At 57.7% G+C, this 13,261-nt stretch carries 11 protein-coding genes; 4 read left to right on the top strand and 7 right to left on the bottom strand.

Translation table 11 applies throughout. The annotated features are described in order from the left end of the window. Nucleotides 1-2,302, top strand: a 2,302-nt coding sequence (locus tag B4F73_RS02045; protein ID WP_290482391.1) for a PAS domain-containing hybrid sensor histidine kinase/response regulator, incomplete at its 5' end; no start/stop codon positions are given. On the opposite strand, the gene B4F73_RS02040 is transcribed toward B4F73_RS02045, so the two are convergent. Beyond that, the gene (locus tag B4F73_RS02040; protein ID WP_206992772.1) at nucleotides 2,275-2,910 is read right to left on the bottom strand and encodes a response regulator transcription factor; all 636 of its coding nucleotides are present in this window, start codon (nucleotides 2,908-2,910) and stop codon (nucleotides 2,275-2,277) included. The two genes, B4F73_RS02045 and B4F73_RS02040, sit on opposite strands and share 28 nt — an antisense overlap. Nucleotides 2,911-3,089: 179 nt before the next feature. Here B4F73_RS02040 and B4F73_RS02035 point away from each other — a divergent pair, with 179 nt between their 5' ends. Together B4F73_RS02035 and acs are read left to right on the top strand one after the other, a co-directional pair. Then, nucleotides 3,090-4,379, top strand: coding sequence for a DcaP family trimeric outer membrane transporter (locus B4F73_RS02035; protein ID WP_290482390.1), 1,290 nt, complete (start codon nucleotides 3,090-3,092; stop codon nucleotides 4,377-4,379). Nucleotides 4,380-4,416: 37 nt separating this feature from the next. Then, on the top strand, nucleotides 4,417-6,363 hold the full coding sequence (gene acs, locus B4F73_RS02030) for an acetate--CoA ligase (RefSeq protein WP_290478895.1): 1,947 nt from the start codon (nucleotides 4,417-4,419) through the stop codon (nucleotides 6,361-6,363). A gap of 4 nt (nucleotides 6,364-6,367) precedes the next feature. On the opposite strand, the gene B4F73_RS02025 is transcribed toward acs, so the two are convergent. Next, on the bottom strand, nucleotides 6,368-7,972 hold the full coding sequence (locus B4F73_RS02025; RefSeq protein WP_290478894.1) for a stimulus-sensing domain-containing protein: 1,605 nt from the start codon (nucleotides 7,970-7,972) through the stop codon (nucleotides 6,368-6,370). 22 nt (nucleotides 7,973-7,994) lie between these two features. After that, entirely contained in the window at nucleotides 7,995-8,459 is a 465-nt protein-coding gene (locus B4F73_RS02020) for a peptidylprolyl isomerase (RefSeq protein WP_290478893.1), read from the bottom strand. Between the two features lie 109 nt (nucleotides 8,460-8,568). Here B4F73_RS02020 and B4F73_RS02015 point away from each other — a divergent pair, with 109 nt between their 5' ends. Continuing rightward, the gene (locus tag B4F73_RS02015; RefSeq protein WP_290482389.1) at nucleotides 8,569-9,048 is read left to right on the top strand and encodes a DUF3995 domain-containing protein; all 480 of its coding nucleotides are present in this window, start codon (nucleotides 8,569-8,571) and stop codon (nucleotides 9,046-9,048) included. Here the strand turns inward: B4F73_RS02015 and B4F73_RS02010 are convergent. The 4 genes from B4F73_RS02010 to B4F73_RS01995 all read right to left on the bottom strand — a co-directional run bounded on the left by B4F73_RS02010 (nucleotide 8,993) and on the right by B4F73_RS01995 (nucleotide 12,936). Continuing rightward, a complete protein-coding gene (locus B4F73_RS02010; protein WP_290478892.1) occupies nucleotides 8,993-9,628 on the bottom strand; it encodes an alpha/beta fold hydrolase in 636 nt (211 codons plus the stop codon). The two genes, B4F73_RS02015 and B4F73_RS02010, sit on opposite strands and share 56 nt — an antisense overlap. After that, nucleotides 9,600-10,292 carry a response regulator transcription factor gene (locus B4F73_RS02005; RefSeq protein ID WP_034813738.1) on the bottom strand — a complete coding sequence of 231 codons (693 nt, stop codon included), beginning with the start codon at nucleotides 10,290-10,292 and terminating at the stop codon, nucleotides 9,600-9,602. Before B4F73_RS02005 ends, B4F73_RS02010 begins: the two co-directional genes overlap by 29 nt. A 159-nt stretch (nucleotides 10,293-10,451) precedes the next feature. After that, nucleotides 10,452-12,362: an alpha/beta hydrolase family protein gene (locus B4F73_RS02000; RefSeq protein WP_290482388.1), complete on the bottom strand. Its 1,911-nt coding sequence runs from the start codon at nucleotides 12,360-12,362 to the stop codon at nucleotides 10,452-10,454. A 241-nt stretch (nucleotides 12,363-12,603) separates the two neighbouring features. Continuing rightward, nucleotides 12,604-12,936 (bottom strand): winged helix-turn-helix transcriptional regulator, encoded by a 333-nt coding sequence (locus B4F73_RS01995; protein ID WP_206992780.1) that lies wholly within the window; start codon nucleotides 12,934-12,936, stop codon nucleotides 12,604-12,606. Between the last annotated feature and the right edge of the window lie 325 nt (nucleotides 12,937-13,261).

Here is a 13,261-nt window from a genome sequence, read left to right as displayed (position 1 = left end):
GACAGGTGCGCTGGCCCAGATCGGCCTCCTGTCCTTTGCCGCGGCAGCGCAATTTTCTCCGGCGCTGATCGGGGCGGTCACTTGGCGAGGTGGGCGTCGGTCCGGTGTCCTCGCAGGTCTGGTCGCGGGGATGGGGTTGTGGGCCTACACGCTCTTCCTGCCCGCAATTTTCGGGTATGATGCGATGGCCGCGCTTGTGCCGAGGGTTCTGGACCCGCATGCTCTGTTCGGATTGCGGATCGATGACAGTCTGACCCATGGCGTCCTGTGGAGCCTTGGCACCAATCTGTTCCTGTTCGCAATCGTATCGATGCGATCACGGGAACGGTTGAGGGACCGGGTTCAGGCATCCGCCTTTGTCAGCGGCGATGAAGTGGTCGAGATCGCGGAAGGCGCGGTCGAGAGCCACGCCTTCCAGGTGTCGCCCAATGGCCTGAAGACACTCGCTTCCCGCTTTCTCACGCCGGAAGCGGTGGACCATGCCTTTGACCAGTTCGAGACTGAAACAGGTATTGTCGCAACCGGAGATGCGCCTGCGGACTGGAGACTGGTCCAGCGCACCGAGAAACTGCTCGCCAGCGCACTCGGTTCATCTTCGGCACGGGTCGTCCTTTCCTCGGCGATCGGTGGCAGCGATGTGGCCCTGCCGGATGTTCTGTCCATGCTGGATCACAAGACGCAGGCGGCCCGGTTTGAACGCCACATGCTGCAATCCATGCTCGAGAATGTCCCGCAGGGGATCAGCGTCGTGGATTCCGATCAAAGATTGGTAGCTTGGAATACGGCCTATGTGGACTTGTTCGATTATCCGGCGGACAAGGTGGGCGTCGGTGTTCCCGTGGCTGAACTGATCGAGCACAACATCCACACTGGCTGGATCGATGGGGATCCTGTCGAGGAGGCGCGCAGGCGCGTCGGACATATGCGATCCGGCAGTCCGTATACCTATGAAAGGCGAAATCCGGACGGGCGCTACCTGCGCATCAGCGGCAACCCCATGCCGGGCGGCGGGTATGTCACCACTTTTGCTGACATTACCGACGACAAGCTGCGTGAACGCGCCCTGGTTGAGGCAAACGAGTTGCTGGAAAGCCGGGTCAAGACGCGAACCCGTGAGCTTGAGCAAATGGCAGAAGATCTCACCCTTGCCCGGAAAGAGGCGGAAGGCGCGAATGCGTCCAAGACGCGCTTCCTGGCTGCGGCGAGTCATGACCTGTTGCAGCCGCTGAACGCCGCGCGGCTGTATCTTGGATCGCTCATGGCCAGTGACACAGAATGTGATCTGGCGGCACGCGCGGACCGATCCATTCAGTCTGCAGATGAATTGCTCAAGGGATTGCTCGACATATCCCGTTTGGACCATAGCCAGGTCGAGGCAGTCCCCGTACGCCTTCCCTTGGGCCCGTTGATGGAAGACCTGGTCGACGAGGCGCTTCCGATGGCGCAGGCGGCGGGGCTTTCCGTGCGGCTGGCACCCACACAGCTGGCAGTGCTTGCCGATCCGGATTTTCTCAAGAGCATTCTGCGCAATCTCATCTCGAATGCCCGGCGATATACACAGTCGGGCGGAGTCCTTGTCGGGGCACGCCGACGCGGGGATGCGGTAAGGATCGAAGTTCACGATACCGGGCCTGGCATACCGGCAGACCGTCTGGAACGGATCTTCGAGGAGTTTCGTCGGTATGAGGATTCCGACAATACCGGCATTCGGGGAGCAGGGCTTGGCCTGTCTGTCGTGCGCCGTCTGGCTGGTCTGATGGGGGCGTCCATTGATGTGCAGTCGACACCGGGTCGCGGCAGTGTTTTCTCGGTGACCGTGCCAATGGCTGAATTGCATAGACGCCCGCGCCGGATGCAGTCGGCGCCGGTTGAGCCGGCTGACCGGGATCTGGTCGGCCTGCGCGTCCTGTTCGTGGATGACGAGCCTGCCATTGTTGACGGCATGAGCCGGTTGCTGAAAGGCTGGGAGTGTCAGGCGACCTGTGTCCGGACACCTGAAGAGGCGCTGGCTGCCATGCAGTCAGCGCAATTTGACGCAGTGATTGCAGACCTCAATCTCGGCGACGGGCAGAATGGACTGGATCTGCTCCTGGGACTACGCAAGCGGCTCGCCCATGCCGGCAATGTTTTATTGCTGACCGCAGCCACGTCCACCGCCGAATCGTCATCCGCCAGGACGGTCGGCATTGCCATCCTTCACAAGCCGAGCAATCCGGCGGACATCCGCAAATTTCTGAAAGACTGTGCCACTGCCGGAGGGACGGAAAGCGCGGCTCAATCGGTCAGCGATGTGGCGTCCTGATAGATCAGCAAGGCCTGTGTGCGATTGTTCGCCCCGAGCTTCCGGAAGATCGCTGTCATGTGCGCCTTCACCGTCGCCACGGAAATATCCATTTCATAGGCGATCTGCTTGTTGAGCAGGCCATCGGACAATCGGGCGAGCACGCGTCTCTGGGCCGGGGTGAGGCTGGCAATGCGTTCGGCGGCACAATTGGCTGGCAGGGACTTTCCGACACATTCCGGAAACCATTGCCCCCCATCCAGCGTCGTGGCGAGCGCCGCCGACAGGTCGTCCAGGGACATGCTCTTGGGGAGGTATCCGGCCGCACCGAGCATACGGGCCGTTTCAAAGGCTTCTGGCGTTTCCGTGGCGGATACAACCACAACGGGGCAGTCCGGCCTGGCGGCCCGCAGCCGGGTAAGGCCCTCGAACTCTGCCGAGTCGCCGAGATTGAGATCAAGCAGCACCAAATCCACGTCATCGGCCTGCAGGCGGGCCAGGGCATCTGAAAGACTGGATGCATGCGAGGCGGCGGCGCCAGCGGGATAGGCGCATTCCAGTGCGGTTTCCAGCGCGTCACGAAACAATGGATGGTCGTCCACGATCAGCACGCGCGGTGCCTGTACCACGATATTCCTCCCCGAATCCGTGCCGCTTTTGCGGTCTGTGGACTTAACCAGAACCTGTGTAGTATGTCATGGATCGCGCCGCAGCGCACTACGACTTTTGTCGTAGCACCAATGGCTAATGGCGGCCCGAGCACAAGCAACGGATACTCCTTCTCATAATCAATATGAGGGAGGAATGCATGTCTCGTACTTTCAAGGCCCTGCTGTTGTCTTCGGCAGCTCTGACGACAAGTCTCGGCGCCGCTGCGGAAGCGGATGATCTTGAGTCGCGGATCGCAGCGCTCGAGGCCATGGTTTCCGAACTCAAATCCGAACTGGCCGCGACGCGCGCCGGGCATGAAGAAATCGTCCGCGTCCAGCCGGTCGCCGCCCAGCCGGAGGCCGCGCCTCCTCCTCCGACAGATGGATTCAGGGTCGGTGACACGACGCTGAAGTTCGGCGGCTTTGTGGATGCGGACGTGCATGTCACCTCGCTGAGCGATGGCGCCATCTCCGGCAGTTCCATCGCGCGCGACTTTTACATTCCCGGTGCGACACCCATCGGTGGGGACGGAACAACGTCCACGGACTTTACTGCTGAATCCACTCGTTTCTTCCTGGCCGCATCCCGGCCTGTGGGCGACAAGACGCTCAGCGCGCATATCGAGATGGATTTCCTCGGATCGGGGCAGGGCAATGAACTGGTCTCGAACTCCTACTCGCCACGTTTGCGTCGGGCCTTCATGAAACATGGCAACTGGCTGGTCGGGCAGGAATGGTCGACCTTCCAGAACACGTCAGCCATTCCGGAAAGCGCAAGCTTCCTTATCCTGTCGGACGGCATGGTGTTCGTGCGCCAGCCGCAGATACGTTACACGCATGGCAACTGGATGTTTGCCGTCGAGAATCCGAACACGACAACCCTGAATTCGGGAGCGCGGGACGAGAATCTCATCCCGGACGTCGTGGCCCGCTACAATATGAGCGGTGAATTCGGCAATGTCTCGATCGCCGGCATCGCGCGCCAGCTGCGGGCCGATTTCGGCACGGTCGAAGACGAAACCTTCGGATATGGCCTCAGCGTCTCGGGCCGCTTGAATGTTGGGGACACCGATGACATCCGCTTCAACCTGGTCGGAGGCGACGGGATCGGCCGCTATGTCGGGCTGGCCGCCAGCCGCTCGACGGCCCTCGACCCGAACGGGGAGCTGGAAGCGGTGCCCTCATATGGCGGGCTGATTGCCTGGCGCCACGCTTTCGGGGAAACGGCGCGGTTTAGCGGCGGCTATTCCGGCCTGTTCATCGACAATCCGGACTATCTGGCTGACACGGTGACATCGTCTGTCCAGTCGGTGTTCGGGGCCATTCTCTGGGACGTTGCGCCGAATGTGACACTGGGGACCGAATTGATGCACGGCCTCCGCGAGGTCGAAAGTGGAGCTGATGGCTCGATCACCCGGTTCACCTTCTCGACAAAGTATGCATTCTGAGGTGAGAACAGAAAACATGCCAGACGGAGAGCCTTTCATGAGCGACGCAGCGAAAACCTATCCAGTGCCGGCGGAGTTTGCAGCAAAGGCGAACCTGAGCCCGGAAACCTATCGAGAGATGTATGCCGCGTCGATCTCAGACCCGGAGGCTTTCTGGGGGGAGCACGGCAAGCGGCTCGACTGGATCAAACCCTACACGGTCGTAAAGGATGTCTCCTGGGAGACCGGCGATCTACATGTGAAATGGTATTCTGATGGTGTCCTTAATGTGTCGGCAAACTGCCTGGACCGCCACTTGGAAACGCGTGGTGACAAGGTCGCGTTGATCTGGGAAGGCGACGAGCCCGGCAACACCCACAAGATGACCTATCGCCAGTTGCACGCCGCGGTCTGCAAGTTCGCAAACGTGCTGAAGAAGATGGGTGTAAAAAAGGGCGATCGCGTCACGATCTACATGCCGATGATTCTCGAAGCCACATATGCGATGCTGGCGTGCACGCGAATTGGCGCAGTACATTCCATCGTGTTCGGGGGCTTCAGCCCCGAGGCATTGTCAGGGCGAATTACCGATTGCGACTCGAAATTCCTCATCACAGCCGATGAAGGCGTGCGGGGTGGTCGTCGTGTGCCGTTGAAGGTAAACGCCGACAAGGCCGCCGAGATTGCCGGAGGTGTGGTTGAGAAGATGTTGGTCGTGAAGCGCACAGGCGCTGAGGTCAACATGGAGGCGGGGCGGGACTATTGGCTGCACGAGGCTGCCGAGGGTATCTCCGCCGACTGCCCGCCCGAACCGATGAATGCCGAAGATCCTCTTTTCATCCTCTACACGTCTGGCTCGACGGGGCAGCCTAAAGGCGTGATGCACACCACTGGCGGTTATCTTGTCTGGGCGTCAATGACGCACGAGTATGTATTTGACCTCAAGGAAGATGACGTGTTCTGGTGTTCGGCAGATGTGGGTTGGGTAACCGGGCACACATATATCGTGTACGGACCTCTGGCAAATGGCGCAACAAGTCTCGTCTTTGAAGGTGTGCCGACCTATCCGGATGCTTCGCGGTTCTGGCAGGTGTGCGACGAGCAGAACGTTACCATCTTCTACACCGCGCCAACCGCTATTCGCGCACTGATGCGCGAAGGCGAAGAGCCAGTGAACAAGACATCGCGCAAGTCGATCCGTTTGCTGGGCACAGTTGGCGAACCGATCAATCCGGAAGCATGGGAATGGTATTTCCACGTCGTAGGTGAAGCGCGGTGTCCGATCGTCGACACTTGGTGGCAGACCGAGACAGGCGGTACCATGATTGTTCCGTTGCCGGGCACGACCGAAATGAAGCCGGGCGCCGGCAGTCATCCTTTCTTTGGCGTGAAGCCAGTGCTGGTGGACGCGGACGGTAACGAATTGGAAGGCGCGGCCGACGGCAATCTGCTGATCACGGATAGTTGGCCGGGACAAATGAGAACGGTCTACGGCGATCATCAGCGATTCATCGACACGTATTTTACGGCCTATCCCGGCACGTATTTTACCGGTGATGGCTGCCGCCGCGACGAGGATGGCTTCTACTGGATCACCGGCCGCGTTGATGACGTGATCAATGTCTCCGGTCATCGCATGGGTACCGCTGAAGTCGAAAGCGCACTGGTCAGCCATGATGCTGTCGCAGAGGCCGCTGTGGTTGGCTATCCGCATGATGTGAAGGGGCAGGGCATATATGCCTATGTCACATTGCGTCAGGGCGTCGAAGTGGATGATGCGCTGGTCAAGAATCTGATCCAGCATGTCCGCCAGGAAATCGGTCCGATTGCGAGCCCTGACCTTATCCAGATCGCGCCCGGTCTGCCTAAGACACGGTCTGGCAAGATCATGCGCCGCATCCTGCGCAAGATTGCCGAGAACGAGTATTCAAATCTTGGCGACACATCGACATTGGCAGAACCGGAAGTTGTCGATGATCTGATCGATAACCGAAAGAACCGGTAACGACCTAGATCGCGGGAAGATCAACAATGAACCGCGCGCCCCCTTCTGCGCGGTTTTCAGCCCAGACCTTGCCGCGATGGGTCGTGACGATCTGTTGTACGATTGAAAGTCCCAGGCCGGAATTGTTGCCAAAAGCTGTTCCAGCCGGACGGTCCGTATAGAAGCGGCTGAAGATCTTTTCCAGTTTGTCTTCAGGTATACCCGGGCCGCTATCCTCGATCATGATCCGCGCGATGGTTTGCGGGCCATCATTCGATTGGTCGACAATCACATTGACCTCTGCGCCAGGGGGCGAGAAAGAGCGCGCATTGTCTACCAGATTGCGAACAACTTGGCCGAGCGGGCCATCACGCCCGCGGACAAGCAGGCGTGCACCCATCGTATCATCTCGGAAATGAACCGATACTGATCGCTCCTCGCGGCTGAAGGCCTCATAGGTCTGCACGACATCGTGGACGAATCCGGCAATGTCCATTTGCTCCGTCGGCACCCGCGTCATTTCCGCTTCGATACGGGATGCGTTTGAAATATCTGTAATCAGACGGTCCAGTCGCTTCACATCCTGGGCGATGACTTGCCGCAGGCGTTCAAGCGCGACCGGATCATCCTGCACCCGGTCAGCGGTTTCGACGGCCGAGCGTATAGAGGTGAGGGGGTTCTTCAGCTCATGGGCCACGTCAGCAGCGAATTGTTCATTTGCTTCAATCCGTTCGAGCAATGCTTCGGTCATGCTTTGCATGGAGGCGGCCAGGTTGCCGATCTCGTCCTTGCGATTGGTCAGGGCCGGAATGTCGATCCGATCGGATGCGCCGGCCCGGATACGGTCTGCTGCAACCGATAGACGGCGCAGTGGGCGGGCAATACCAAGAGTCAGCAGGACCGATGTGACGAAAGCGACAAGAACTGCGACCCCGATGAAGGGGATGAGTGCAGCGCGTTCGGAGCGAATGATCTCATCAATATCATTCGATTCCAGTGTCAGGACTCCCACGACAGCAGACACACGCTGGATCGGCATGGAAACGGAAATGATCCGCTGGCCCCGGTCTGAAAAGCGCTGACTGGCCGCTTCCTGACCGCGCACGGCGATCTCGAATTCTTCCTCAAAGCTCTGAGCGACGAGCGCATCAGAACTGCGCCGGGGCATGATCGGGCCGAGCGTACGGCTTGCCCATTCCGACAGATTGGCACCTAGCCTGGCAAAACTGCTGGGCTCCTGTAGCGGCGGCAGGGCGTCAATGTCGACCCGCTCTGAAAGATAGAAGCTGTCGCCAACAAGTTCGCCATCGGGTGAATAGATACGTGCGCGAACCCGTTCGGGCAGGTTAAGGCGCACGATCGTCTGGCGCGCGGCTTCATCATCGAGCATGGGGGCAGGCGTGGTTGCATCGTCGCCAAGCAAGCTGGTAAAAATCTGAGCTTGCGCAACAAGATCCTGCTTCTTGGAGACAACAAAACCGGCACGCATTTCGTTAAGAACCATCGCGCCGATAATGAGGATGGCCAGTCCCGCAAGATTGGACGCGAAAATCAGACGCGCGATGCGTGAGCCGAAGATCTTCGACCCGTGGCGCGCAATCGCCTTTCGCCTGATTTTCCTGTCCGTCATACGGGATTCTACCTGCCTGAGATCAGGCGTCGGCAGCCACTTTCATGCTGACAATCTTGTCAGGGTTCCGCGGTGGCTCTCCCTTGGCCAATTGGTCGATTACGTCCATACCCTCGCTGACCTGACCCCAGACCGTATATTGGCGGTTCAGGAAGCTGGCATCGTCAAAGCAGATGAAAAATTGGCTGTTTGCCGAGTTCGGGGCCGATGTGCGGGCCATGGAACATGTGCCGCGGACATGGGGTTCGGCATTGAATTCTGCCTTCAGGTCCGGCTTGGAAGAACCGCCCATGCCGGTGCCTTGTGGACAACCGACTTGCGCCATGAATCCATCAATCACGCGGTGAAAGACGATGCCGTCGTAAAAGCCTTCGCGGGCCAGCTCCTTGATGCGTTCGACATGGCCGGGGGCCAGGTCGGGACGCAGGTCGATTTTTACCGAGCCTTTGGAGGTTTCGAGGAGAAGCGTATTTTCCGGGTCTGCCATGAAGTTATCCTATTGCTTGTGTTAGTCTCGTGTCTGGCTATTGAATGATGGAGGGAACGGCAAGTGGGCGGCGCATTTTACTGCCCCGCATTGCCGCAGGAGTGTCCGCATGATTGCACCGTTCATTTCACCTATTCTGGTGGCTGTGTTGTTCGTTCTCGGCTGTCTGCACCTGCTGTGGGCGTTTGGCAGCAATTTCCCGTGTGCAAATGAGCAGGCACTTGCCCGCGCGGTCGTGGGCCGTCGGGGTATAACCAAGATGCCGTCAGCATTTTCCTGCGTCATGGTAGCGCTTTGCCTGTTTGCGGCCGCCGTCCTGGCAGCTTGGCTGGGCGGGTACTTTTCTCTGCCGTTGCCGTCTGTCATCCAGAAAGGCGTGTTGGTCCTCGCAGGACTGGCAGCAGGAACAGTGTTTCTTGGGCGGGGCATCATCGGCGTCCTGCCAGCGTTCGAGCGCTCGTCGCCTGAATCGCCTTTTCTAACACTTAACCGACGTGTGTATTCGCCGTTGAGCTTCCTGATCGGGCTGGGATTCATTTTACTTGTCCTGAGCTTGCCGAATTGGAGCTGGCGCCTCGGGATCGCTTAGGACTGTCCAGTTCGTTGATATGGTGGGCAGCGGACAGGCCGTCTTCACCGGGCGCCAACATCATTTGGGCGAAGGCGAAATGATTCAGATCGGCGACGATGCGCGTATCGGCGGACGACAATCTTCGGCGCAGTGTGCCGCCGAACCATTGCCCCATCTCCTTCACCTGGTCCGATCGATTCGGATGACTTGGCCTTGCATCAACATGGATGATCCGACGGGCGTTGCGTGGAGTCGGAGGGGGATTCAGCCGGGATTTGGGAACTGGATCAACGCAGACAAGCAAATCTACCCGGCGCGGTTGGAGCGCCTTCAATACACGAAGCGCTGTATCGCCGCCCCAACTATGCCCGACCAGTATCAACGTGCGGCCGGCATCGGCGTGCTGACGGGCCAGATTGAGAATACGCCGCAACGCGTAATGCGGAAAATAGTGCGCATCATGATGGGCCTCATGCGCAAAGTCACGTTGCCGCGCTTCCGCATAAGCGGCCACGAGACGGGTGCGGGTATCGCCCGCCCCGCCGATATAGATCTCCGAAGTGCCGCGCCTATTCAGTGTAGCGGTAGCCGACGCCATACAGGGTCTCGATCGCATCGAATTCGTCGGTCACTTCGCGGAACTTCTTGCGAAGCCGCTTGATGTGGCTGTCGATGGTGCGATCGTCGACGTAGATCTGATCATCATAGGCGGCGTCCATCAGTTGGTCGCGGCTTTTGACATAGCCAGGGCGCTGGGCGAGCGCTTGCAGGATCAGAAATTCGGTGACGGTCAGGCGGACCGGATGTCCATCCCACGTACAGGCGTGACGGTTCGGATCAAGCGTCAACTTGCCACGCACGATTGGCTTCTGGTCACCTTCTTCAGATCCGGCCACGCCGCCGCGGGCACGCCGGAGCACGGCTTTGACGCGTTCCGCTAGCAGGCGATTGGAGCAGGGTTTGCGCACGAAATCGTCGGCGCCAATATTGAAGCCGATAACTTCGTCGATTTCCTCGTCTTTTGACGTCAGAAAGATGACTGGCAATTCGGAGGTCTGGCGCAGGCGACGCAGCAATTCCATACCGTCCATACGGGGCATTTTCACGTCCAGTATAGCGATGTCGGGCGGCGTCTCCGTTAATGCCGGGAGAGCCGTCTCACCATCATGGTAGGTGCGCACATCATAGCCCTCGGCCTCGAAGAAGATCTTCAGGGACGCAACGATATTCTCGTCATCATCCACCAGCGCCAATGTCGTCATCGCTCTATCCTTCTCAACCAACCCATATCCGTGAACGGGATCCGGTCTTCTTGCACTACGGTGTTCAAACATGGTTCGCGTCACGGCAAAAGCCCTCCTTCAATGCAATTGCAATGAAATCAAGGGATCAAGGCGAGCGAAGGCTCACATTACGGCATTTTAAGGGAGATTGGCTCCATTGATTGTCGGCGTTTTTGGGGCGGGCGGCATGCATTGCACCAGAAAGGTGTTCATCGCGACGAGCAAATCTGTGTTTGTATCATCGCTGTAAATCTGGTGGCCGGTATGATCCAGCAAGAGTATTTGAGCCTGTTTCCCAGCCTGTACCGCAGCATCATAGAACGCAGTGGTCTGATCCATGTGAACGATTTCGTCATCCGTCCCATGAATCAGGAACACGGGTGCCTTGAGATATTCAATGTAGGATATTGGAGACCGATGCCACAATTCGGTCTCATCATCGCGTCCATTGTTCATGCGTTGTGTCCAGATATTCCGAACGAAAGCGTCCACTGCGTCTGAGGGGTCGTACTGACGTAGCATGCGCGGAAGATCACTCACCCCTGCATAACTTATCGCGCATTGGTAGGCATCGGGAGTCATGGTTGCGGCTGCCAGTGCAGCGTAGCCGCCATAGGACGCGCCCACGATGCTTCTTGGCTGGTCTGGACTCACCAGCCCGGCTTGTTCGAGGGCGTGTACTCCGTCCGCAATGTCTTGTTGCATCGCTCTACCCCACTCGCCGTGCCCCAGACGCTCAAATGTTTGGCCGAAGCCACCAGAGCCGCGAAACTGGGGTTGAAAGACTGCGTATCCGCGATGCGCAAAATACTGGGCCCATCCGTCCCAATCCATCACGTCTCGAGACACAGGACCGCCGTGAGGCATGACGATTAGCGGAGCGTGACCTGGTGAACGTGTGGAGGGTGTGAAATATCCCCGCAATGCAAGGCCTTCAGAAGTCTGGTAATCAACCCGTCGCGGCATTGATGTCGTACTGAGATCGATATGAGGCCGCGCGTCTGAAATCTTGCGAAGTCTTTTCAGGTCATTGCGCAAAACATAATATGCTCCCGGATTGATTGGGGAGCTGACATATATCACCCAAGCCTGCCCATGCAGACTCATGTCGAATACGGACCAGTTGGCTTCATCAGGAAGCGCAGAGTCGATTGCTCGTCCCAGTTTGGCATCTTCTGGTGTGAACCAGTGCTTTTCGAGCTTGTCCTTCCAGAGTGCGGAGTAGAGCAGGTCATCAGACCCGCGTCTTTTGCGCGCGGAGCTGAGATCGTACTCGGAATCGCTGAAGAGTTGTTTGCCGAATTGACCAGTGTGGAGATCGAATTCGTAGAGGCCGGCATGCTCTGCGTCTGCGGGCCGGGACACGACGATAAATTTGTTGTTCTTCGAGGAATAGGAAACCGGATAGAATCCTTCATTGAGAGGATCGTGTTGAAATCTCAGTGTCCAGTTCCGACCGCCATCCTGGCTTGAATAGTATTGGTGAAGTCCGCCGGATTTGCTTTTTTCTATCCGCATTACGGGACGCATCGAGTCATCCAGAAGCCATGTTAGGGTTCGCGAATTCGCTGTATCCAGCAAACGCTGCCTGCCTGTGTCCACATTGATGGAAACAAGCTCAACAGATGCTTTTTTGTGTATGGCCAGAGTGACTTCGCGACGTTCTGCATCGCTCGCAATGAGCTTTGGTGAATCGAGCTCCTTGTCGAGGTTTCTCTTTCTGCTGGCTGCGAGGACTTTCTTTTCACCCGTTTCGGGGTTGATGGTCAGAAATACTGAGCGTGATTTGAACTTGTCTCCGGAAACGGTGAACTCGACGGCGCTCGACAGAATAGTGTCATCGAATGGCCATGATACCCAATCATATAGCCAGTTCACGGATTTACTGTAATACGTGTAGGTTTGCTTGATCTCTAATCGAGTGTCGCCGGTGGCGCTGTCCTCAACCATGATCTCGTCCCACCCGAACTTCTGGACGATATCATCCTGGTGGCCCGTCTTCAAAAGAACGAGCGCTGTGCCGTCCGGAGAGACGGCAATGTCGCGCAATTCCGCTTTTCCAACATATGCAGCTGGATAGTCAGCGAAAACATTCGCGCTGCAAGCAAATGAAAGCACAAAACATACTAAGAGCTTGAATAGTATTGGATGCATTCCCGGCCTTCTTCTTTAGTGAATCGTCTCAAGGCTAAGGTCAGGAATGCAGGATTGCAATTTCAAATTGCTTCAAACTATACGAGGGGTGGAGTGATTCAAATTGCTCGTACTTAAATGGCCAGCCTTTGAATACTTAGCTGGTCATGACATGTGTCTCGCCCCAGTCTTTCAGTGCGTTGAGGATCGGACGCAGGGTTTCGCCCTTTTTGGTCAGGCTGTACTCCACCTTTGGCGGGACCACTGGATAGACCTCACGATTGACGAGGCCGGCATCTTCAAGCTCGCGTAGCTGCTTGGTCAGCATGCGTTGGGTGACGTTGCCGACATCACGTTGCAACTCGTTAAACCGTTTCACGCCGTCCAGCAGGTGAAACAGCGTGACGCCTTTCCACTTGCCGCCAATCACTTCCAATGCAGCTTCCACGGGGCAGCCGCCGGAGCAGTCATACTTTTCAAAGCGGGTCATATTCTACAGTATACTTTCTGTGCGTATAGGCCAAAATTGCGCGTACTTGTGAAATTGGTTTGTATGAATAAATCGGGGGGCGTCAACCAATTGAGCCCACATCCCGTAACGCAACCTGCTTCCCAATCACCCTTCGAGAGACCCAAGAATGGCCATGTCCCTGACTGAAACCTTACGCAAAATCCCCTTTGGCGCGTTGGGCGCGCTACTGTTCGTATCTGCTGGCGCTGGGTGCGCCAGCGCGCCGGATGTTTCTCGCGGTGTGTCAGGGGCGGATATCGTCCCGGTCTCAGCGGTTGAATGGGGCCCGCTCAACCCGGCGCGG

Origin of the sequence: Hyphomonas sp. UBA3601 (assembly GCF_002375605.1) — a bacterium.
Classification (GTDB): Bacteria; Pseudomonadota; Alphaproteobacteria; order Caulobacterales; family Hyphomonadaceae; genus Hyphomonas.
The sequence above is the reverse complement of the archived record's forward strand: the minus strand, read 5'-3'. Positions and strand labels throughout refer to the sequence as shown.

Coding starts and splice junctions, on each gene's coding strand:
- B4F73_RS02035 (WP_290482390.1), top strand. CDS start 3,090: ATGTCTCGTACTTTCAAGGCCCTGCTGTTGTCTTCGGCAGCTCTGACG.
- B4F73_RS02015 (WP_290482389.1), top strand. CDS start 8,569: ATGATTGCACCGTTCATTTCACCTATTCTGGTGGCTGTGTTGTTCGTT.
- B4F73_RS02020 (WP_290478893.1), bottom strand. CDS start 8,459: ATGGCAGACCCGGAAAATACGCTTCTCCTCGAAACCTCCAAAGGCTCG.
- acs (WP_290478895.1), top strand. CDS start 4,417: ATGAGCGACGCAGCGAAAACCTATCCAGTGCCGGCGGAGTTTGCAGCA.
- B4F73_RS01995 (WP_206992780.1), bottom strand. CDS start 12,936: ATGACCCGCTTTGAAAAGTATGACTGCTCCGGCGGCTGCCCCGTGGAA.
- B4F73_RS02005 (WP_034813738.1), bottom strand. CDS start 10,292: ATGACGACATTGGCGCTGGTGGATGATGACGAGAATATCGTTGCGTCC.
- B4F73_RS02025 (WP_290478894.1), bottom strand. CDS start 7,972: ATGACGGACAGGAAAATCAGGCGAAAGGCGATTGCGCGCCACGGGTCG.
- B4F73_RS02010 (WP_290478892.1), bottom strand. CDS start 9,628: ATGGCGTCGGCTACCGCTACACTGAATAGGCGCGGCACTTCGGAGATC.